The sequence below is a fragment of the Rhodococcus oryzae genome, assembly GCF_005049235.1.
Classification (GTDB): domain Bacteria; phylum Actinomycetota; class Actinomycetes; order Mycobacteriales; family Mycobacteriaceae; genus Rhodococcus_G; species Rhodococcus_G oryzae.
In genome coordinates this window covers 347,607-369,247 of record NZ_SUMD01000005.1, presented here as the reverse complement: position 1 = coordinate 369,247, position 21,641 = coordinate 347,607, and the positions used below count along the sequence as shown (strand labels likewise).

Genomic DNA, 21,641 nt, shown 5'->3' with positions numbered 1-21,641 from the left:
GTGCGCCCTTAACTGGTGATGCCTGCCTATTGCAGGCCGTGGGCCACGGGCGGCGTGACTTCGAACGATTGTGCGATGGCGTTCGGTCGGAGTCTAGGGCACGCCTCGTTTCGCCCGACGCAGATGGACGAGATCGCGGCGCCGGGATCAGCACCGCGAATCGCCACGCCCGACCTCAGGGTGTCGCCAGGAGCTTGTCGAAGGCGGGCATCACCTTGGGGTTGGAGTCCTTGATCCCGTTGACGGCGCCGACGCCGGCGCCGATCACGCCGCCCACGATGCACCCGGCGATGAAGTTGGGGAAGATCGACAGGCACCCGACGCCCGCGCCCACGCCGAGTCCGATCAGCGCGCCCTGCGCGCCGCCGTTCCCCCACCCGACGGCGACCTCGGTGGCGAAGGCATCGAAGGCGGACTGCTTGTTGGGATTGTCGGGCCAGATCGCATCCGAGACGGCTTCGGCGCCCGGGGGCGGCAGCGCAGGCTGGGCGTAGGCGGTTCCAGCTCCGGCGCCGAGGGCGACGACGATGAGCGCAGACGCGGCAAGAGATTTGGTCGGATTCATTGCAGGACTCCAATACTGGTTTGGATGGCCATGATCCAATTCAGTCGCCGTAGAGTCGGCAGTTCGTGTCGGCGGCTGGGGGCGACGGACTTCGCGCAGGAGTGAGAGCTCGGATCGCGCCGTAAGGTGCGGCCACTTCCATAGCGCACCTCCACGGAGTCGCCAAGAGTCAGGTAAAAACACTAGCGCGGTGATCGCCTGTCCACGACTGGAACCGAGGAGATCGCACCCCTCGTCCGCGGTCACCAGGCATTGCGACGAGAAAAGACCCCCGGCCGAGTGGGCCGAGAGCCTTTCCTTCAGGGGCGCTCGATCACGACCCGAGGCTGCCGCCTCCGCCGAGGCTGCCAAGGGGACCGGCGCCGCCGCCTCCTCCGCCCTGCATGCCGCCCATCATGTCCATCACTTTGCTCATGAGATCGATCAGCTTCTCGAGCATTTCGAGGTCCATCTTCTTGCCACCTTCATGGGTATTTCACGGGTGAGCGGTGTGATCGCAACTGAACGCGAGGCGCACCAGTCGAGCAATTCCCGCCCACCGCTCGTGAGGACGGCAACGCCTATCTGACTTCCGTCGACCGCGCGGGGCGATCCGGAATCCTTGGGCGCGATCAGGGAACGCGCGTTCGCAGCGGCGGTGGCGAGCGGCAGGTGGCCACCGCGAAATGCCCGCGGTCTGGTCCACTGCCCGCTCCGGTTCGCCGTGCGGCGTAACTGTCCGTCATGGGGACTCACCTCAACCCTGTATATCGCCGGGTCTTGGTTCAATGTTGCAGGAATTCGCCACCGATTTTGGCCGTTTGCGGTCGTCGGCGGGACGCTCGCGCGTTGGTCACCCGTTTTGGGGGATGCCACCCGGGCCGCGGGTGCCGAGGCTGGAAGCCGGACGACGACCCAGTGCCGGACACAACCCTCTGGAGGAACCCATGGCCATGGATACATTCGCTCTGCTCGCGGCGGTCTACGACTCGGAGGACGCCGCGATCGCCGACTACGACGCCATTCACGACCTCTATGTCGAACTCCACCTGGTCGACACCTACGACGCGGCCGTCATCACCCGGACGGACAAGGGCAAGGTCAAGATCGTCAAGAAGCACGAGCAGCCGACCCGGCAGGGTGCCTGGGGCGGACTCGGCATCGGCCTGGTCGGGGGTGCGCTGGTGGCGCTGTTCCCGGCCGTCGGCCTCGGGGCCGGCCTGTTGCTGGGCGGCGCGGGCGGCGCCGGGCTCGGGGCGCTCGGCGGGCACGTCGCGGCCGGGATGAGCCGTTCCGACCTCAAGGAGGTGGGTGAGCTGCTCGACGCGGGTGACAGCGGGCTGATCGTCATCGCGGCGACGGATGTCGAGGCGCGGGTCGAGAGGGCGCTCAAACGCGCGGCCAAGGTGACGAAGAAGCAGCTCGAGGCGGACACCGAGCAGGTCAGCAAGGAGATCGACGAGGCGTCCAAGTCCTGAGAACGTCCAGGTCCTGAGAACCGCACGGTCCGGCGGTCGGGCGGATCACCCTCATCGGGGGAGGCGCCCGCCGCCGCGGCCGCGCAGGCTGCAACCCAGGCCACACCCGCGGACGACAGCAATTCAAGGGAGCACACCATGACAGAACTGGACACTCTCTCCGACCTGCGACCCGCCGGTGCGGTCGGCCGCCTGACCCGGGCCGCCGGCTTCGAACACGGCGAGAAGGTTCGGCGCCGGATCCCGTTCGGCGCCATCGCCGAACATGCGCCGACCGGCGATCGTGACCCGATCGGACTGCTCGAGTCCCAGGCCTCCACCCGGGTCCCCGAACTCCTCCCCATCCGGTACGGGCGGATGGCCGATTCGCCGTTCGCGTTCTTCCGAGGCGCCGCGCTGGTGATGGCCGACGACCTCGCGCACGCCCCGACCACGGGTCTGTACACCCAGCTCTGCGGGGACGCCCACCTGAGCAACTTCGGGCTCTTCGCGACACCCGAACGCGAACTCGCCTTCGATGTCAACGACTTCGACGAGACCTATCCCGGACCGTTCGAATGGGACCTCAAGCGACTCATCGCCAGCCTCGCCGTCGCCGGGCGCGACAACGGGTTCACCGGCAAACAGCGCAAACGGATCGCCCGCGCGTGCGCGGCCGAGTACCGCGAAACGATGACCTACCAGGCCGCCCGCGGCGAACTCGCGGTCTGCTACTCCCACATAGACGCGACCGCGCAGCTGGACGAGCTCCGCGAGGTCCTGGACTCCTCGACACGCAAGCGTGTCCAGAAGACGATCCGCAAATCCTGGGGCCGCGACAGCATGCAGGCGCTGTCCAAACTGACCACGACGACTGACGGGCAACCGCGGATCGTGAGCGCACCGCCGCTGATCGTCCCCATCGAGGAGATCCTCAGCGACACCGAAGCCGAGCGGATCAACCGCGAGATGATCCAGCGACTACGCGAGTATCGCGACACCCTCGAACCCGCCCGACGTGTTCTGTTCGATCGATTCGAATACGTCCAGACGGCACGGAAGGTCGTCGGCGTCGGCAGCGTCGGCACCAGGGCCTGGATCATCCTCCTTCTCGGTCCCGGCGGCGACCCGCTGTTCCTGCAGGCCAAGGAAGCGGTGCCGTCGGTCCTTGCCGGATACCTGGAGGGTCCGTCCTATCCGAACCAGGGCGAACGCGTCGTGGCCGGACAGCGGGTGATCCAGAGCGCCAGCGACATCCTCCTGGGCTGGCAGCAGGGGCCCGACGTGAACGGGACCGTCCGGGACTATTACGTCCGTCAACTGCGCGACGGCAAGGGCTCAGCCGTCATCGAGACCATGTCCGCCGACCTGATGGCCCTCTACGGCCGGCTGTGCGCCCGTGTCCTCGCGTTCGCGCATGCACGCGCGGGTGACCGGTTCGCCATCGCCGGGTACCTCGGTTCGGACGACGACTTCGACAAGGCACTGACAGAATTCGCCGAGACCTACGCCGACCAGAACGCCCGCGACCACGCCGCGCTGCTGGAGGCTATCGCCGATGGCCGGATCGCCGCGCACCGGGAGTGAACCGCGACCGGAGCGCCGCTTCTTGCACACGTGAGCGCCCCCGGCAGGAATCGAACCTGCGACCTAGAGATTAGAAGGCTCTTGCTCTATCCAACTGAGCTACGGAGGCGTGATCCCGCGAAGGATCGGGTCCGGAGTCTACCGGTAACCATGACCAATATTCGATAGGTTCGCTTACGGGTCGGCGAACCTGGACGAACCCGACAGGCGCGCGCCTCCTACCCTTGTGGGCATGGCATCACCCGAGCTCGCCCCCTCCGCCCCGTCGCCGATCCGAAGGGCGGGGGAGAACTCGGTACCGATCTTCGTCACGCTCGGGATCATCGCGGGGCTGGTCGCGGCGATCATCGTCGGGCTGTCCGCGTCGGACGCGCTGGTGCTGCTCGGCATCCCCGACCCGGGACCGCTCACCACGTACGGGCTGCCTGCGGTGAAGGCCGCGGGTGAGGTCGCCGCCGTCCTCGCGATCGGGTCGCTGCTGCTCGCCGCTTTCCTGGTGCCGCCGCAGCGCAGCGGGGTGCTCGATGTCGACGGCTACCGGGCGGTGCGCACCGCGTCGAACGCCGCAATCGTCTGGGCGGCCTGTGCGCTCGTCCTGGTGCCGCTGACGGTCTCGGACACCTCCGGTCAGCCGCTGAGCGCGGCCATCCAGCCCGCCAACCTCTGGAAGGCGATCCCGCAGATCGAACTCGCGGGGGCGTGGCGGTCGACCGCGATCCTGGCGGTGCTGCTCGCGGTGGGCACGCGGCTGGTCCTGCGCTGGTCCTGGACCCCGGCGTTGCTGCTGCTCGGCGTCGCTACCCTGATCCCGCTCGCGCTGACCGGGCACTCCTCCTCCGGCGGATCGCACGACCTGGCCACCAACAGCCTGATCTGGCACCTCGTCGCCGCGGCATTGTGGGCGGGCGGGTTGTTCGCGCTGCTCGCGCACGCGCGCAGGCGGGGTGCGTACACCGACGTCGCGACGCGCCGGTTCTCGAACGTCGCCACGGTCGCGTTCGTGGTGATGGCGATCTCCGGTGTCCTCAACGGACTGGTGCGGCTGCCGCTGAGCGCGCTGTTCACCAGCACCTACGGCTGGCTGCTCGTGGCCAAGACCGTCGCGCTGGTGGTCCTTGGCGTGTTCGGTTATCTGCAGCGGCGCAGCGCGCTGCCCGCCCTGGCCGCCGACCCGACGGCCCGTGGCCCGCTGATCCGCTTCGCGGGCGGCGAGGCCATCATCTTCGCCGCGACCATCGGCATCGCCGTCGGCCTCGGCCGGACGCCGCCACCAGCGGAGAACATCAACCCGACCCCGACCGAGGTGCAGTTGGGCTACAACCTCGACGGCCCGCCGACGTTCGCGAAGCTCGCGTTCGACTGGCGCTTCGACCTCATCTTCGGCACCGCGGCCATCGTCATGGCGGTGGTGTACCTGCTCGGCGTGCGACGGCTCCGCAAGCGCGGGGACACGTGGCCGGTCGGCCGCACGATCGCCTGGGTGCTGGGCTGCGCGACGCTCCTGGTCGCCACCTCGTCCGGGCTGGGCAGGTACTCGCCCGCGGTGTTCAGCGTGCACATGGGTGCGCACATGGCGCTGTCGATGCTCGCGCCGGTGCTGCTGGTGCTCGGCGGCCCGATGACCCTTGCGCTGCGCGCGTTGTCCCCGGCCGGGCCCAAGGGGGTGCCCGGTCCGCGCGAGTGGTTGCTCGCCGCGCTGCACAGCCCGGTGTCCCGCTTCCTGACCCACCCGCTGGTGGCCTCGGTGCTCTTCGTCGGCGGCTTCTACGCGCTGTACCTCGGCGGCATCTTCGGCGCCACGCTCGACTCGCACGGCGCGCACATGCTGATGAACGTGCACTTCATCCTGAGCGGCTACCTCTTCTACTGGGTGGTCATCGGCATCGACCCGGCGCCGCGCACCCTGCAGCCGATCACCAAGCTGGCGATGGTGTTCGGGTCGTTGCCGTTCCACGCCTTCTTCGGCATCGCGCTGATGAGCATGGGCGAGGTGATGGGTGGTTGGTACTACCGGGCGCTCGGCCTGGACTGGAACGCCGACCTCATCGGCGATCAGCGGCTCGGCGGCGGCATCGCCTGGGCCACCGGCGAGATCCCGCTCGTACTGGTGATGCTGGCGCTGCTGGTGCAGTGGTCGCGCAGCGACGAGAAGACGGCCAAGCGGGTCGACCGTGCGGCCGACCGCGATGACGACGCCGAGCTCGCGGCGCACAACGCCATGTTCGCGGAGCTGGCGCGGCGCGACCACGAAGCCGGTCGGTGACCACCCGCGAGGAGGTGCTCGCCGCGCGGGAGCGGGTGGGTCCCCGGGTTCGGCGGACCCCGGTGCTCCGGGTGGTCCTGCCGACGCCGGGCGGTGACATCCCGGTCGCGCTCAAGCTCGAGCATCTGCAGCTCGGTGGTTCGTTCAAGATCCGCGGCAGCCTCAACGCCATGCTGAACCGGGATGGGGCGCAACGTGATTCGCCGGTGGTGATCGCGTCCGGTGGCAATGCCGGGATCGCGGCCGCCACGGCGGCCGGGATGTTGGGGATCGCCTGCACGGTGGTCGTCCCGGCCGCGGCGCCCACGGTGAAGGTGGATCGGCTGCGCGCGCTCGGCGCCGAGGTCGTGCTCGACGGCGAGCGCTACGCGGACGCCTACATCCGGGCGTCGGCCATCGCCGCGCAGCGCGGTGCCCAGCAGTTGCACGCCTACGACCTGCCCGATGTGGTCGCGGGTGCGGGGGTGATCGGTCTCGAGCTGGCCGAGCAGGTGCCGGAGGCCGACACGGTGCTGGTCGCGGTCGGTGGCGGCGGACTCGTCGCGGGGATCGCCGCCGCGCTCGCGGGGGAGAAGTCCGTCGTCGGGGTGGAGCCGAGCGGCGCACCGACCCTGAGCTCCGCGCTCGCCGCCGGCTCCCCGGTGGACGTGGCGGTGGACAGCATCGCGGCCGATTCGCTCGGTGCGACCCGACTCGGTGACATCGCCATGGACGTCGCCCGCCGGACCGGGATCGGCTCGGTGCTGGTCGAGGACGAGGCGATCGCCGAGGCACGGAACCTGCTGTGGCGCGAGTTCCGGCTGGCGGTCGAGCATGCGGCGGCCGCGCCGATCGCAGCCCTGCTCGGCGGCGCCTACACGCCTGCGGAGGGGGAGCGGGTCGCCGCCGTGATCTGTGGCGCCAACACGGACCCGACAACGCTGCCCACGGGCTAGTCGCTACGCGGGCCGCCCCGCCCGAGCCCCGTAGCGCTCACGGGCCGCCGACGGGGTGACCGTCTCCGCGCGCACCGGCGGCGCCCCGTTGAAGTGCTGATCGAGGACCGAATGGGTCGCCGGGAGTAGGCGTTTGACGACGGCCAGTTCGGTTCGCGGATTGCTCGTGGCGCGCACGGCGGCCCTGGCGAGCGGCGTGATGACCCGGTCGACCACGGCGGGCTGATCGAAATCGCCGAGCTCCCGCATCCACCTCGGGAGGGTGGCGACCGTCGCGGGGGCCATCAGCCGACTCATCGCCCACAGAGCGAGCCGGCCCTTCCCGAAGCGGGTGCGCAGCAGGTAGTGCATGCCCTCGATGGCCCGCTCGGAGGTGCACAAGCGAGGGCGCACGGCGGAAAAGTACTCGTGCACCTCGGCGCGCGAGCGCGGGATGTCCGAGGGCTTGCAGGTCTGCAGTTCGGCGGCGACGGCGCACTCGGCCCAGTACCGGGCCTCCTCGTCGGGACTCAGCGGTCCGGGACCGAACATCTCGTAGCACTTGAGCACCGAGTGCCAGCCGGTGACGTGGATCCACAGCTGGCTGTCGGGGCTGTTGGCGCTGTACCGCTGCCCGCTGATCGGCTCGATCCCGGTTGCCTTCGCGTGCACCCGCATCAGCAGTTCGGACGTCTCGATGGCCGACCGGGCGTCGCCGACCGCCACGATCAGGAAGTAGGAGAGGGTGCCGTCGAGACGCCCCGTCGGGTCCAGGTAGATCCCCTGGGCGTCGGCGACCGCGGCGGTCAGGAAGGGATCGAAGTGCTCGAGGGTGACCGAGCGCTGAAACCCGAGCAGGGCGGTCGGGTTGGTCCAGACCTTCCACGTCGGCGATCCCGGCCCGAAGAATCCGTTGTCCTCGCGCCTGCGTGCGGGATCGAACGGCCAGCCTCTGTCGGCCAGCATGCGGGGTTCGCTCATCGTGTCTCCTCCGGCGCGGTTCGTGAATACAACGCGACCGTAGCAATTGCCGTTGGTGAATACAACGGTTGCGTAGCATTGGCTCCGTGGGGAATGACCGCGCGCGGCGATCTCTAAGGTGGACGCGGAGGTGGATCGATGACGAGAGTGCAGACGGCGGATGAGCGTCCGCGACGCAAGTACGCGCCGCGACTGCCGCCGGAGCAGCGCCGCGACCAGGTGCTCGACGCCGCGGTGGCTGTGACAGGGCGGTCGGGCCTGTACGAGCTGAACATGGAGGCCGTCGCGGCAGAGGCCGGCGTCGGGAAACCGGTGCTGTACAACGTGTTCCGTACCCGTGCGGAGCTGGTTGCGGCATTGCTCGAGCGCGAACACCGGCGCGCGATCGAGCAGGTGATGGCGGCGATGCCGACCGACCTCAGCACGCTGGGTCCGGCAGCGGCCTACGCCGGAACGGTGTCCTCGTTCGTGCGCGTCGTGGTGGCGAACCCCACCCGGTGGCGCTTGATCCTGACCGCGCCCGACCAGGCGCCGGTCGAGTATCAGGAACACCTCCGCGCCTCCAGGGCGGCGGTGCTGGTGAAGGCGGAGGAACTGGCCAGGACGGGGATCGCGCTGGAGCCCGCATTGGCCGGTCTGGACCCGGTGCTGCTGGCCCACACGATGCTCTCGTTCGCCGAGATGCTCGGCAGGCTCGCGGTCAGTGATCCCGTCACCTATTCGAGTGAGCGACTCGTCACCTACGCGGGGGCGCTGGCCGCCACGATCACCTCGGGACCGTCCACCCGCTAGCACGCCGGTGAGACGAACGGCCTTCCCGTGTGACCGTTTTCGCGGATCTGTGGACGCCCCATCCGTTCATCCACAGATTCGTCCGCGGCCACAATCCGGCGACCCGACGGGGGACGCTGGCATCGAGGGGCCGCGTGGCCCACGGATGCCAAGGGGGAACGACATGTACGAGACGCACACGGCGGTGGTCGGCACCGTGATCACCAATCCGGTCAAGCGGCCGACGAACTCGGGGGAGGAGGTGCTCAGCTTTCGGATGGCGAGCAACACCAGGCGGCAGGACCGCTCGACCGGGGAGTGGACCGACGGCGGCACCCTCTACCTGACGGTGACCTGCTGGCGACGGCTGGTGGCTGGCGTCGGCGCCTCGCTGATGAAGGGCGACCCGGTGATCGCCTGTGGGCAGCTGCGAACCAACGAGTACACGACCAAGGAGGGGGTGGACCGCGCCGACCTGGAGATGCGCGCCAGCGCGGTCGGCCCCGATCTGGCTCGCTGCCGAGCCAGGCTCGATCGTGCGCCCAAGGCGTCGCAGTCCGTCGAGCCGGATGCGGACCTGGGGGCCGGGGAGTCGGAGCGCGATCCAGGGGACCTCGCGGGGGCAGGGTTCGATCCGGCGCTCCGGGCGAGCTGACCGATAACGGGCATTTCGGTCACGGCGGCGGCATAGGCTGAGGAGTCTTCCCGTCAGGTGAGGGGGCGGCTCGCATGGCACGCCTGAGGTTGTTGGTCGTGGTCCTGATCGTCGCCGCGATGACCGCTGTGTCGGTCGGATCCGGCACCGCCGCGGCGGCGCCCGCACCACCCGGATCGGTGATCGCGGTGCAGGACATGCCGAGAGAACTCTGGATCCCGGGGACCGGGCGGGCGTACCGCCTCACCTACGTCACCGCCGACCATTGGGGTGCCCCCGCCACCAGCACCGGGGCGGTGTATCTGCCTCCGGGGCCGGCCCCGGAGGGCGGCTGGCCGGTGGTGTCCTATGCGCACGGAACGATCGGGGTGTCCGATCAGTGCGCGCCCTCGATGACCGGGCCGCAGGCCATCGAGTCCGCCTACCTCCAGGCCTGGTTGGCGCGGGGGTACGCGGTGGTGGCGACGGACTACATCGGTCTCGGGACGCCAGGCGTGCTGCCGTATCTCGACGGCAAGGCCGCGGCGCACAGCGTGATCGACATGGTGCGGGCGGCCAGGACGATCGACGCGGGGGTCTCGCCGAGGTGGGTGGCGATCGGGCTCTCGCAGGGTGGGCACGCGGCCCTGCACACAGCCCATGAGGCGACGACGTACGCACCGGACCTGGACTACCGCGGCGCGGTCGCGATCGGTGCGCCGTCGAACCTCGAACAGCTGTTTCCGTTTGGTGGTCCGGGTTTCCCCAACCTCGGCCTGCGTGGGCTGACCACGTTCTCCCTGTTCGCCATCGTCGGGCTGCGGTCGGCTCGACCCGACCTGGACCTCGACAGCTACCTGTCGCCGCGCGGACGGGAACTGGCGGGGCTGGCGGAGCGCCTCTGCTCACCCGAGCTTGCTCCCCAGGTCGCGGGGGTGCAGGTGGGTGAGCTGTTCTCGCGGCCGCTCGGCGACGACAAGATCCGAGCGGCGCTCGCCGACTATCTGGGGGTGCCGACCGGTGGGTACGACCGGCCGCTGTTCATCGGGCACGGCACCCTCGACACCGTGGTGCCGATCGTGCTGACGCTGAAGCTGGTCACGGACCTTCAACGCTCCGGTTCGGACGTGTGGTTCATCGCGTACCCGGGTGCCGGGCACGGCGAGAGCCTCGGGGCCTCGTCGGCCGACTCCATGGCGTTCGTCGAGCCGCTGATCCGGTGACCGGCCGCCCGTGAGACGGCAGCGGCGACTGGTGACTGGACGAGTGTCTTGTTTTTGCGAGTCGCGACCGCGCCGGGGTACTACGCTGCACCGAGTCCGGAGCCCGCGATGGGGGACCGAACACACAACACACAAGGGTGGGGAACACGATGAAGTTCGAATTCGGTCGCGCTGCTGGGCGACGCCTCGGTCTGCATGCGGGCGCGGCCGCGCTGGCGCTGATGGTCCTGGCCGCCCCGGCGGCCGGGCAAGCCGCGGCGGATCCGGTCCGCGAACCCGGCACCGTGGTGGCCGACAAGGCCCTGCCGGTGGCGGCGGAGGTCGGCGGGGCAGCCAGTGGAGCCCGTCAACTCACGTACTGGACCGAGGGTCCGACGGGCGCGCCCGCGCTCAGCACCGGAGCCGTCTACCTGCCGAACGGGACCGCGCCCGCGGGCGGCTGGCCGGTGGTGTCCTGGGCACACGGCACCACGGGCGTCGGTGACGACTGCGCACCCGCGCTGGGGTTCGACGTAACCTCGCTCACCCGCGACTACGTCTCGGCGTGGCTGGCGCAGGGCTACGCCGTGGTCGCTACCGACTATGTGGGGCTCGGCACCGAGGGAACCCATGCGTACCTGCACGGGCGCAGCGAGGGTCGCTCGGTGATCGACATGGTCCGGGCCGCCCGCGAGGTGACGCCGGAGCTGTCGACCGCGTGGGTGGCCATCGGGCACTCGCAGGGCGGGCACGCCGCCATGTTCGCGGCGCACGAGGCGACGAAGTACGCGCCGGAGCTGGACTACCGCGGAGCCGTCGCCACCGGGACCCCGGCCAACCTGGAGCTCCTCTTCCCGCTCGGCGGCCCCGGGTTCCCGAACCTCGGCCTGAACGGTCTCACCGCGTTCGCCGCCTATGTGGTCGACGGGCTGAAGGTCGCGCGCCCGGACCTGCCCTTCGACGATTACCTCACCCCGGCCGGTCGTGACCTCGTCGAGGCCTCCGAGAGCCTGTGCTTCCTCCCGCTCCGCGAGCGCGCCGGAACGTTCGGGGTTGGCGAGATGATCAGCCGACCGCTCGACAACGAGCTGTTCCGCTCGGCGCTGCGCGACTACCTCGCGGTACCCACGACAGGCTACGACAGGCCCGTGTTCATCGGGCACGGACTGCGCGACCAGACGGTCCCGTATCCGCTTGGCGCGAAGCTCGCAGCTGACCTGCAACTGACGGGCCAGCCCGTGACGTTCCGGTCCTACGACGCCTTCCACGGCCCGTCGGTGTTCGAGGCATTGCCCGATACGACCGCGTTCGTCCGGTCGCTGTTCGGCACTGCCTGAACGCCCTGGCTGACCTGCGGCGGGTCGCGACTCGGTCGTGGCTCGCCGCAGATCGAGCCGTAGGCCCGAGCGGATTGGGGCGTTGCCGGTCGTCCCGATACTCTGGTCGCCATGGCGGAGTTCATTTACACGATGAAGAAGGTGCGCAAGGCGCACGGCGACAAGGTCATCCTCGATGACGTCACGATGAGCTTCTACCCGGGCGCGAAGATCGGTGTCGTCGGCCCGAACGGCGCGGGTAAGTCCTCCATCCTCAAGATCATGGCCGGACTCGACCAGCCGGGCAACGGCGAGGCGTTCCTCGCGCCGGGCGCCACCGTCGGCATCCTGATGCAGGAGCCGCATCTCGACGAGACCAAGACGGTGCGCGAGAACGTCGAGGAGGGCCTCGGCGAGACGATGGTGCAGCTCAAGCGCTACAACGAGATCGCCGAGCTGATGGCCACCGACTACTCCGACGAGCTCATGGAGGAGATGGGCGAGCTCCAGGAGAAGCTCGACCACGCCGACGCCTGGGAGATCGATTCCCAGCTCGAGCAGGCGATGGACGCGCTGCGCTGCCCGCCGGCCGACGAGCCCGTCACCCACCTCTCCGGCGGTGAGAAGCGCCGCGTCGCGCTGTGCAAGCTGCTGCTGAGCAAGCCCGACCTGCTGCTGCTCGATGAGCCCACCAACCACCTCGACGCCGAGTCCGTGCTGTGGCTCGAGCAGCACCTGGCCGCCTACCCCGGCGCCATCCTCGCTGTTACCCACGACCGGTACTTCCTCGATCACGTCGCGCAGTGGATCTGCGAGGTCGACCGCGGCCGCCTCTACCCGTACGAGGGCAACTACTCCACCTACCTGGAGCAGAAGGCCGCGCGTCTCGAGGTCCAGGGCAAGAAGGACCAGAAGCTGCAGAAGCGCCTCAAGGAGGAGCTCGCCTGGGTCCGTTCCGGCGCGAAGGCCCGCCAGGCCAAGAGCAAGGCTCGCCTCGACCGCTACGACGAGATGGTCGCGGAGGCCGAGAAGCACCGCAAGCTCGACTTCGAGGAAATCCAGATCCCGACCCCGCCGCGCCTGGGCAATGTCGTGGTCGAGGTCGAGAACCTCGACAAGGGCTTCGACGGCCGACTGCTGATCAAAGACCTGTCGTTCACGCTGCCCCGTAACGGCATCGTCGGCGTGATCGGTCCCAACGGCGTCGGTAAGACCACGCTGTTCAAGACCATCGTCGGGCTCGAGGAGCCGGACTCGGGCACCGTCAAGGTCGGCGAGACGGTCAAGCTCAGCTACGTCGACCAGACGCGGGCCAACATCGACCCGACCAAGACGGTCTGGGAGACGGTCTCCGACGGACTCGACTTCATCGAGGTCGGCCAGAACGAGATGCCCTCGCGCGCGTACGTGAGCGCCTTCGGGTTCAAGGGCCCGGATCAGCAGAAGCCCGCGGGCGTGCTCTCCGGTGGTGAGCGCAACCGGCTGAACCTGGCGCTGACCCTCAAGGAGGGCGGCAACCTGATCCTGCTCGATGAGCCGACCAACGACCTCGACGTCGAGACCCTCAGTTCGCTCGAGAACGCGCTGCAGGAATTCCCCGGCTGCGCCGTGGTGATCTCGCACGACCGCTGGTTCCTGGACCGGACCTGCACGCACATCCTGGCCTGGGAAGGTGCCTTCGGCGACAACGAGGCGGCCTGGTACTGGTTCGAGGGCAACTTCGAGGCGTACGAGGAGAACAAGGTCGCGCGGCTCGGTGCCGACGCGGCCCGGCCGCACCGGGTAACCCACCGCAAGCTCACCCGGGGCTAGGAAGTGCCGAACAAGGTCTTCACCTGTGAGGTTCAGGTGCGCTGGGGCGATTCCGATCGCCTCGGCCACGTGAACAACACGCTCTTCCTCGAGTACGCGCAGGAAGCGCGGGTGAAGTTCTTCCGCGAGCGCGTCTTCCCTGCGGGCGTGCGTCCGTCGGCGATGGTGGTGCGCAAGGTGGAGATCGAGTTCCTCAAGCCCATCACCGACGAGTCGGGCCCGGTCACCGTCGAGGTGTCCGTCCTCGCGGTCGGGAACTCATCGTTCGGCGTCCGTCACGTGTTCCGCGACGTCCACGGGGTCACCTGTGGCGTCGCGGACGCGGTGATGGTGCGGTTCGACGTGAAGACCGAAACGTCGGTTCCGCTCACGGAACTGGAGCGATCGGTGCTGTCGGAGTACGCGATCACGGAAACGGTGCGCTAGGGCGCCGTCAGTTCACCTCTCGTCCCGCTCCCCGCGGTTAGGCTCGGACGTGCACACCCGTCACGTCAGTTCGACCAGGGGAGTGGGCCGCGAGATGACCAGATCTGCCGATCGCTTCGACCACGGGGCCTCGATGGGCCTGCCCGCTGACCTCGTCTCCCGCCTCGACGGGGTCCGCGATGTGTACTTCCGGAACATCGACTGGGCGGGGTCGCCCGGTCGCCCGAGCGCCGACGCCGAAAGGGTGTTCGGCACCCACCTCGAACTGGCCTCGCATCGCCCGGTCGGCCAGGCGGTGTCGCGGGTGCTCGAGCCGCTCCCCGGCCAGCCGGCCGTGCAGATCATCACCGACGACATGCCACTGCTGGTCGAGTCGGTCATGGCGCTGCTCGCCCGCCTCGGTATCACGGTCACCGAGCTGATCCATCCGGTCTTCCAGGTCCGGCGCGATCCGGACGGCGGCCTCCTCGACGTGCTCGTCAACGGCACGGCGGCCGGAGCCGGAATGCTCACCGAGTCCTGGATGCTCGTCCTGCTGCATCCGACCACCGACCCGGACGCGCTCGCAGGCGCAGGCGACGCGGTCAGGGATGTGCTGTCGGATGTGCGGCAGGTGATCGCCGATGCCGACGCGATGCGCTACGGCCAGTTGGTGCTCGCCGAGCATCTGGACGCGCTCGCGGAACGCGAACCCCAGGGGTACCGGGCGGTCGACATCAGGGACACCGCCGCGCTGCTGCGCTGGATGTCGGAGGGGCACTTCATGACCCTCGGCTACCGGCGGTACGAGTTCCGGGATCCGGGCGAACACGGGCGTCCGCTTGCCCACATCGTGCCCGAGAGCGGGCTGGGGGTGCTCGGTGCGGCATCGGTGGCCGATCACCGAATCGACCTGCCCGCACCCGAATTCAGTGTCGACCGCCCCATCCTGCTGCTCGCGCAGGGGGCGGCGCCCGCGACCGTGCACCGATCGGTGTACCCGTTTTTCGTCTCCGTCACCGGTCTCGACGGTGACGGCGCGATCACCGGCGAGCACCGGTTCGTCGGCGTGTTCACGGTGACCGCGCTGCACGAGAACGTGCTCGACATCCCGGTCATCGAGCGACGCGCGCGCACGGTGATCGAACGGGCCGGATTCGACATCGGTTCGTTCTCCGGCCAGCGGATGCTCGAGGTCATCCAGTCCTTCCCCCGTACCGAGCTGTTCTCCAGTGACACCGAGACCCTGTACGAGACCATCACTTCCGTGCTGGCCATCGGCATGCGCAGGCGGGTACGGCTGTTCCTCCGGGACGACCAGTTCGGCGGGTTCACGTCCGCGCTGGTCTACCTGCCGCGCGACCGCTACACCACGCGGGTTCGCCTGGCGATGCAGTCGATTCTGCTGCGGGAACTGGGCGGGGGGATGCTGGAGTACAGCGCGAGGGTCACCGAGTCGGATCTCGCGATGGTGCACTTCACGATCCACAAGGGGCCGGACGTGCCCCCGTCGTCGGCAGAGCTCTCGGCCGGCGACCGCGACCGGATCGAGTCGATGCTGGCGGCGGCGACCAGGGCGTGGGAGGACGACCTCTTCGACGCCGTCGCGGCCGAGCCCTCGGTGACCTCGGTGACCGCGCAGCGTTTCGCCGCGGCGTTCCCCGAGGCCTACAAGCAGGACTTCGACGCCGCGCGAGCGGTCAGGGACATCGTGCGACTGGAGGCACTGGCAGGCGAGGCGATCGATCTGAAGCTGTACCGGCACAAGGACGCCCGACCGGGTCAGTGGCGCTTCACGCTGTACATCAGCGGCGCGGGGGTCTCGCTCAGCCAGGTGCTGCCGGTGTTGCAGAGCCTCGGAGTCGAGGTGCTCGACGAGCGGCCGTACCGGGTGGTTCGCCCGGACGGGCTGCCGTGCTGGATCTATGATTTCGGGCTGTCCGCGGCTCCCGAGCTGGTCGATGCGACGGTCGGGGAGAACCTGGACTCGGAGCTGGACGAGGCGGATCGGACCTTCGAGTCGACGAGGGCGCTCGCCCTCCAGCACCGGTTCACCGACGCCTTCACCGCCGTCTGGTACGACCGGTCCGAACCCGACCGGTTCAACGAGCTGGTGCTGCGGGCCGGCCTCGAGTGGCGGCAGGCCACCGTTTTGCGCGCGTACTCGAAGTACCTGCGCCAGGCGGGATTTCCGTACAGCCAATTCCACATCGAGGGGGTCCTGATCGAGCACGGTCAGACGACCGGGCTCCTGGTCGAGTTGTTCCGGTCGATCTTCGATCCCGACCTGGCCTCGGCGCAGCGAGCGGAGGAGCTCGCTGCCGAGCTGCGCGACCGTATCAACGAGGTGGTCAGCCTCGACGCCGACCGGATCCTGCGCGGGATGCTGGGACTCGTCCTGGCCACGCTGCGGACGAACTACTACGTGACCGACGAGGCAGGCGATCCCCGCGACGTCCTGGTGTTCAAACTCAACCCCCAGCAGATCGCCGAACTACCGAAACCGCGACCGCGTTTCGAGGTGTTCGCCTACTCGCCGCGGGTGGAGGGCGTGCACCTGCGATTCGGTCCGGTTGCCCGTGGTGGGTTGCGCTGGTCGGACCGTCGGGAGGACTTCCGGACGGAGATCCTCGGCCTGGTCAAGGCGCAGGCGGTGAAGAACGCCGTGATCGTGCCGGTCGGCGCGAAGGGCGGATTCGTGGTCAAGCGGCCGCCAGCGGTGACCGGGGACCCGTCGACGGACCGGCAGGCATTTCTCGCGGAGGGACAGGCCTGCTACCGGTTGTTCGTCTCCGGCCTGCTCGACGTGACCGACAACGTCGAACCCGCGAGCGGGGTGGTGCTGCCACCGGACCGCGTGGTGCGACGAGACGGCGACGACACCTACCTCGTCGTGGCAGCGGACAAGGGCACCGCCCAGTTCTCCGATCTCGCCAACGATGTGGCGGCGCGGTACGGCTTCTGGCTCGGTGACGCCTTCGCGTCCGGCGGCTCGGTCGGCTACGACCACAAGGCCATGGGGATCACGGCCAAGGGTGCCTGGGTGAGTGTGCGCAGGCACTTCCGGGAGATGGGGATCGACACCCAGTCGGAAGACTTCACCGTCGCGGGTATCGGCGACATGAGCGGCGACGTCTTCGGGAACGGGATGTTGCTCAGCCCGCACATCCGGCTGGTCGCGGCCTTCGACCACCGGCACATCTTCCTCGACCCCGACCCGGACGCTTCGAGGTCCTTCCTCGAACGGGAACGGCTCTTCGCACTGCCGCGTTCCTCGTGGGCGGACTACGACCCGGCCCTCATCAGCGCGGGCGGCGGGGTGTGGGACCGCTTGCGCAAGTCGGTGCCGCTGACCGCGCAGGCGCGCGCGGCGCTCGGCCTCGACGAGGATGTCACCGAGCTGTCACCGCCGGAGCTGGTGCGGGCGATCCTGCGCGCGCCCGTCGACCTGCTCTGGAACGGCGGGATCGGAACCTACATCAAGGCCACAACGGAGACCCATGCGGATGTCGGCGACAAGTCGAACGATCCGGTGCGGGTCAACGGGAACGAGGTGCGCGCCAGGGTGATCGGCGAGGGCGGCAACCTCGGGGTGACGCAGCGGGGCCGGATCGAGTACGACCTCGCGGGTGGCCGGATCAACACCGATGCCATGGACAACTCGGCGGGCGTCGACTGTTCCGACCACGAGGTCAACATCAAGATCCTGCTGGACACCGCGGTCAGCGGCGGCGCGTTGCCCGGGGCCGAGCGCAACGGCCTGCTCGCCTCGATGACCGACGAGGTGTCGCGTCTGGTGCTGCGGGACAACATCGACCAGAACGACCTGATGGGCACCTCACGCGCCGACGCCCCGGCGATGCTGGGGGTGCACGCGCGCCAGCTCGCCGCGCTCGAGGCCCGTCGCGGGCTGGACCGGGAGATCGAGGCCCTGCCCGGACCCATCGAGATCGAGGAGAGGCTGCAGGAGGGCACCGGCCTCACCTCTCCGGAGCTGGCCACCCTGCTCGCCCACGTCAAGCTCGCGCTCAAGGACGATCTGCTCGCCAGCGAACTGCCCGACAGCGACACCTACGCGGTGCGGCTGCCCAGGTACTTCCCGCGGCCGCTGCGCGAGCGGTTCGCCGGGCAGATCAAGTCGCACCGCCTGCGCCGCCAGATCGTGGCCACCATCCTGGCCAACGAGGCGATCGACTTCGGCGGGATCAGCTTCGCGTACCGGCTCGCCGAGGAGGCGGGCGCCAGCAGTACCGACTCCATCAGAGCCTTCACCGCGGCGACCGAGATCTTCGACCTGCGTACGGTGTGGAGCGACATCCGCGAGGCGCCCATCGATTCGATGGTGGCCGACGAGCTGACGCTGGAATCGCGCCGGATGCTCGACCGGGCGGCGCGGTGGTTGCTGTCGAACCGTCCGCAGCCGGTCGCCGTTGGCGCGGAGATCAACCGGTACGCCGCGCGGGTCCGCGCGATGACCCCGAAACTCCCGAACTGGCTGCGCGGGCATCACGTCACCGACCTCACCACCCGGATGTCCCATGTGGTCGAGCACGGCTGCCCCGAGCCGCTCGCGCGGCGGGTGTACGGCCTGCTCGACGGGTTCCCGTCGCTCGACATCATCGACATCTCGGACATCAGCGATCGCGAGGTCGAGGAGGTCGGTGAGCTCTACTACGCGCTCGACGAGCGTCTCGGCATCGACGGATTCCTCACCGCCATCTCGGGTCTCGAGCGCGGTGACCGGTGGCATTCGCTGGCCAGGCTCGCGTTGCGCGACGACCTGTACAGCTCGCTGCGCTCACTCACCCTCGATGTGCTCGCGGGCGGGGAACCGGATGAGACGGCCGAGGAGAAGATCCTGGACTGGGAGTCGTCGAACTCGTCCCGGCTGAGTAGGGCAAGGGCAGCGCTCGGCGAGATCGCGGAGTCTGGGACGCTTGACCTCGCGACGCTCTCGGTGGCGGCGCGTCAGGTTCGCAGCATGGTGCGCGGAGCGGGCACCTGATCGGAAGGGATCGAAGTTTGAGCGTCGAAACGTCAGGGTCGGTGACCGCGGCTGCGGTCGGCTTCCACACGAAGGTCGGCGTGCGCTGGTCGGATATGGACGTCTTCCAGCACATCAACCACGCCAGGATGGTGACCCTCCTCGAGGAGGCGCGCATCCCGTGGCTGTTCGAGGACGGCAGGCCGACGGTCACCCTCCGGGACGGTGCGGTGATCGCCGACCTGCACGTGCGCTACCGCGGCCAGCTGCGGCACGACGACGGCCCCCTGGATGTGCTCATGTGGATCGAGTCGGTCCGCGCCGTGGACTTCACCATCGGGTACGAGGTGCGGGCGGGCGGCGCCGCGCCGGACTCGGCGCCGTCGATCGTGGCCTCCACGCAGATCGCCGCCTTCGACATCGACACCCAGCGGCTGCGCAGGCTGACCGCACCCGAGCGCGAGTACCTGGAGCAGTGGAAGCGTGCATGAGCGGGTCCTGACCATTCCGGACGCGGGCGAACGGGAGAACCTCGCGACCTTCCTCACCAAGGCGATCCGGTTGGACGAGGCGGTGATCGTCCGGATGCGGCAGCGGGACGAGGGTCGGCTGGTGGCCTTCGCCCCGACGGGTTTCGACGCGCTCGCCGCGCGGGTCGTCTCCGGGCGGATCAGCCCGGACGACACCTCCGCCGCGGGTGACGGACTGCTGCGCGGCGTGACCGCGGCCGCGGGCGCCGACATCGACCCCGGCTTCTCGATGGATTCGGCCTGGCGGGGCGCCCTGCCGCCGGAGGCCGGCTTCGCGCACATCGACGACGTTCCGGCCCGGGTACTGATCGACCTGGCTCAGCAGGGCGCGGCGCTGGCCAAGGAGCACGGCAGCAGCCACGGCCCGCCTTCCTCGTTGCTCGCGCAGGAGGTGCTCAGCGTCGAGGGTGCGGGCGAGGTCGTCGGGGTGTCCATGCGCACGGTGTTCGCGCTGGCCGCAATGGGATTCATCCCGCAGGTCAGCTCGGATCCGATGACCGCGGCCGTCGATCTCGAGCGCATCGACGCGGCCGAGATGGTGCGGGTGCGCGCGACCAAGACCTGGCTGCGCCTGGACGCACGCTTCGGCACCGTGTTCAGCAGGCGAGGCGGCGAGATCGGGCTGACCGTTCGCCGCTGACGCCCGTCAGACCAGCCAGGCCGCCGCGTTCGGGGGCAGCTCCCCGTTCACCAGCGGGGCGCTGGCGAGCAGCAGTTCCCCCGGCGGCAGCGGGATGGGCGCATCCGTGGCGTTCAGCGCGCAGACCAACCCGCCGCGTCGGCGGAAGGCCAGGCAGCCGGACGGGCTTCCGTACCAATCGATCTCGTCGCCGGAGAACTCCGGTCGCAGGGCCCGCAGCTCGAGTGCGGACCGGTACAGCGACAGCGTGGACGTCACATCCTCGATCTGCGCCTCCACGGTGCGATCGGCCCATTCCGGAGGCATCGGCAGCCACGACGTCTCCGCCGAGCTGAAGCCGAACGGTGGTGCCGCGCCCTCCCACGGCACGGGGACCCGGCAACCGTCGCGTCCGCGTTCGGTGTGCCCCGACCGCTCCCACACCGGATCCTGCAGCGCCTCGTCCGGGAGGTCGACGTTCGGCAGCCCGAGCTCCGCGCCGTTGTAGATGAAGACCGCCCCTGGCAGCGCGAACTCGACGACAGCCATGGCGCGGGCCCTGGCCAGGCCGATCTCGCCGCCGCCGTAGCGGGTGACCTCGCGCTCGACGTCGTGGTTCGACAGCGTCCAGGTGGGGGTGCCGCCGACCGCGGCCACCGCGCCGAGCGAGTTCTCGATGGCCTCGCGCAGGCTGTCCGCGCCGAACTCGGCCTCGGCGAGGCGGAAGTTGAAGCCCAGGTGCAGTTCGTCGGGCCGGATGTACTCGCCGAAGCGCTCGTTGTCGCGCACCCAGATCTCGCCGACGGCCACCGTGTCGGGATATTCGTTCATCACCTTGCGCAGGCCGCGGTGGATCTCGTGCACGCCGGGGTTGTTGAACCTCGGGTCGTTGTCGTCGTTGCTCAGGAGCCGGTTGGATTCCCAGTCGTAGTCCGGCAGGCCCTCCGGCTTGGCCATGCCGTGCGCGACATCGATCCGGAAACCGTCGACGCCGCGGTCCAGCCAGAACCGCAGCGTGGCCGCGAGGTCGTCGGCGACCTCCTGGTTGTCCCAGTTCAGGTCCGGCTGCTCGGGCGCGAAGATGTGCAGGTACCACTGGCCGGGGGAGCCGTCCGGTTCGGTGACCCGGGTCCATGCGGGCCCACCGAAGATGCTCGGCCAGTTGTTGGGCGGCTCGGCGCCGTCCTCGCCCAGGCCGTCGCGGAAGTGGTAGCGGGCGCGCTCGGGGCTGCCCGGCCCGGCCGCGAGCGCGGCCGCGAACCATGGGTGCTCCACGCTGGTGTGGTTCGGCACCAGGTCCATGGTGACCCGGATCCGCCGCGCGTGCGCCTGCGCGATCAGCGCGTCCATCACCTCGAGGTCGCCGAACAGCGGATCGATGTCGCGCGGATCGGAGACGTCGTAGCCGTGGTCGGCCATCGGCGAGCGCATCACCGGGCTCAGCCAGATCGCGTCGACGCCGAGCAGTTCGAGATACCCGAGCCGGTCGCGGACGCCGCCCAGGTCGCCGACGCCGTCGCCGTTGGAGTCGGAGAAGGAACGCGGATAGATCTGATAGAAGACCGCGTTCGTCCACCAGGGATCTGTTGTCTCCGGCACGGTCTCGTCAGTGGTCACAGGGA

17 protein-coding genes and 1 tRNA gene are annotated in these 21,641 nt (G+C 69.4%); 13 read left to right on the top strand and 5 right to left on the bottom strand.

The genetic code is table 11. From position 1 onward, the window contains the following. Positions 1-175 precede the first annotated feature (175 nt). Complete coding sequence (locus FCG67_RS13215) at positions 176-565, bottom strand: hypothetical protein (RefSeq protein WP_136910210.1); 390 nt, start codon at positions 563-565, stop codon at positions 176-178. 313 nt (positions 566-878) lie between these two features. After that, entirely contained in the window at positions 879-1,016 is a 138-nt protein-coding gene (locus tag FCG67_RS24975) for a hypothetical protein (RefSeq protein ID WP_169310513.1), read from the bottom strand. 481 nt (positions 1,017-1,497) lie between these two features. Here FCG67_RS24975 and FCG67_RS13210 point away from each other — a divergent pair, with 481 nt between their 5' ends. Further along, positions 1,498-2,022: a DUF1269 domain-containing protein gene (locus tag FCG67_RS13210; RefSeq protein WP_246045041.1), complete on the top strand. Its 525-nt coding sequence runs from the start codon at positions 1,498-1,500 to the stop codon at positions 2,020-2,022. A 138-nt stretch (positions 2,023-2,160) separates the two neighbouring features. Next, positions 2,161-3,588: a DUF2252 domain-containing protein gene (locus FCG67_RS13205; RefSeq protein WP_136910208.1), complete on the top strand. Its 1,428-nt coding sequence runs from the start codon at positions 2,161-2,163 to the stop codon at positions 3,586-3,588. 35 nt (positions 3,589-3,623) lie between these two features. On the opposite strand, the gene FCG67_RS13200 is transcribed toward FCG67_RS13205, so the two are convergent. Continuing rightward, positions 3,624-3,697, bottom strand: a tRNA-Arg gene (locus FCG67_RS13200). Positions 3,698-3,820: 123 nt separating this feature from the next. Here FCG67_RS13200 and FCG67_RS13195 point away from each other — a divergent pair. Next, entirely contained in the window at positions 3,821-5,851 is a 2,031-nt protein-coding gene (locus FCG67_RS13195; protein WP_136910207.1) for a bifunctional copper resistance protein CopD/cytochrome c oxidase assembly protein, read from the top strand. After that, on the top strand, positions 5,848-6,786 hold the full coding sequence (locus FCG67_RS13190) for a serine/threonine dehydratase (protein WP_136910206.1): 939 nt from the start codon (positions 5,848-5,850) through the stop codon (positions 6,784-6,786). Before FCG67_RS13195 ends, FCG67_RS13190 begins: the two co-directional genes overlap by 4 nt. A 3-nt stretch (positions 6,787-6,789) precedes the next feature. Here the strand turns inward: FCG67_RS13190 and FCG67_RS13185 are convergent, their stop codons facing one another. Continuing rightward, positions 6,790-7,746: an oxygenase MpaB family protein gene (locus FCG67_RS13185; protein ID WP_136910205.1), complete on the bottom strand. Its 957-nt coding sequence runs from the start codon at positions 7,744-7,746 to the stop codon at positions 6,790-6,792. A gap of 138 nt (positions 7,747-7,884) precedes the next feature. Here FCG67_RS13185 and FCG67_RS13180 point away from each other — a divergent pair, with 138 nt between their 5' ends. The 9 genes from FCG67_RS13180 (at position 7,885) to FCG67_RS13140 (ending at position 20,040) form a co-directional block, all read left to right on the top strand. After that, complete coding sequence (locus FCG67_RS13180; protein ID WP_136910204.1) at positions 7,885-8,538, top strand: TetR/AcrR family transcriptional regulator; 654 nt, start codon at positions 7,885-7,887, stop codon at positions 8,536-8,538. A gap of 163 nt (positions 8,539-8,701) precedes the next feature. Further along, positions 8,702-9,172 (top strand): single-stranded DNA-binding protein, encoded by a 471-nt coding sequence (locus FCG67_RS13175; RefSeq protein WP_136910203.1) that lies wholly within the window; start codon positions 8,702-8,704, stop codon positions 9,170-9,172. 74 nt (positions 9,173-9,246) lie between these two features. Continuing rightward, positions 9,247-10,374, top strand: coding sequence for an alpha/beta hydrolase family protein (locus FCG67_RS13170; protein ID WP_246045040.1), 1,128 nt, complete (start codon positions 9,247-9,249; stop codon positions 10,372-10,374). Between the two features lie 149 nt (positions 10,375-10,523). After that, positions 10,524-11,690 carry a lipase family protein gene (locus FCG67_RS13165; protein WP_136910202.1) on the top strand — a complete coding sequence of 389 codons (1,167 nt, stop codon included), beginning with the start codon at positions 10,524-10,526 and terminating at the stop codon, positions 11,688-11,690. A 111-nt stretch (positions 11,691-11,801) separates the two neighbouring features. Then, complete coding sequence (gene ettA, locus FCG67_RS13160) at positions 11,802-13,481, top strand: energy-dependent translational throttle protein EttA (RefSeq protein WP_027499846.1); 1,680 nt, start codon at positions 11,802-11,804, stop codon at positions 13,479-13,481. 3 nt (positions 13,482-13,484) lie between these two features. Continuing rightward, positions 13,485-13,907 carry an acyl-CoA thioesterase gene (locus FCG67_RS13155; protein WP_136910201.1) on the top strand — a complete coding sequence of 141 codons (423 nt, stop codon included), beginning with the start codon at positions 13,485-13,487 and terminating at the stop codon, positions 13,905-13,907. A gap of 94 nt (positions 13,908-14,001) precedes the next feature. Further along, positions 14,002-18,891, top strand: a complete 4,890-nt coding sequence (locus tag FCG67_RS13150) for an NAD-glutamate dehydrogenase (protein WP_136910200.1) — start codon at positions 14,002-14,004, stop codon at positions 18,889-18,891. Positions 18,892-18,932: 41 nt separating this feature from the next. Next, entirely contained in the window at positions 18,933-19,361 is a 429-nt protein-coding gene (locus FCG67_RS13145) for an acyl-CoA thioesterase (protein ID WP_027499849.1), read from the top strand. Then, complete coding sequence (locus FCG67_RS13140) at positions 19,354-20,040, top strand: DUF8185 domain-containing protein (protein ID WP_136910199.1); 687 nt, start codon at positions 19,354-19,356, stop codon at positions 20,038-20,040. The genes FCG67_RS13145 and FCG67_RS13140 overlap by 8 nt, the downstream gene beginning before the upstream one ends. Positions 20,041-20,046: 6 nt before the next feature. Here the strand turns inward: FCG67_RS13140 and FCG67_RS13135 are convergent, their stop codons facing one another. After that, positions 20,047-21,636 (bottom strand): glycoside hydrolase family 13 protein, encoded by a 1,590-nt coding sequence (locus FCG67_RS13135; protein WP_136910198.1) that lies wholly within the window; start codon positions 21,634-21,636, stop codon positions 20,047-20,049. Positions 21,637-21,641 lie beyond the last annotated feature (5 nt).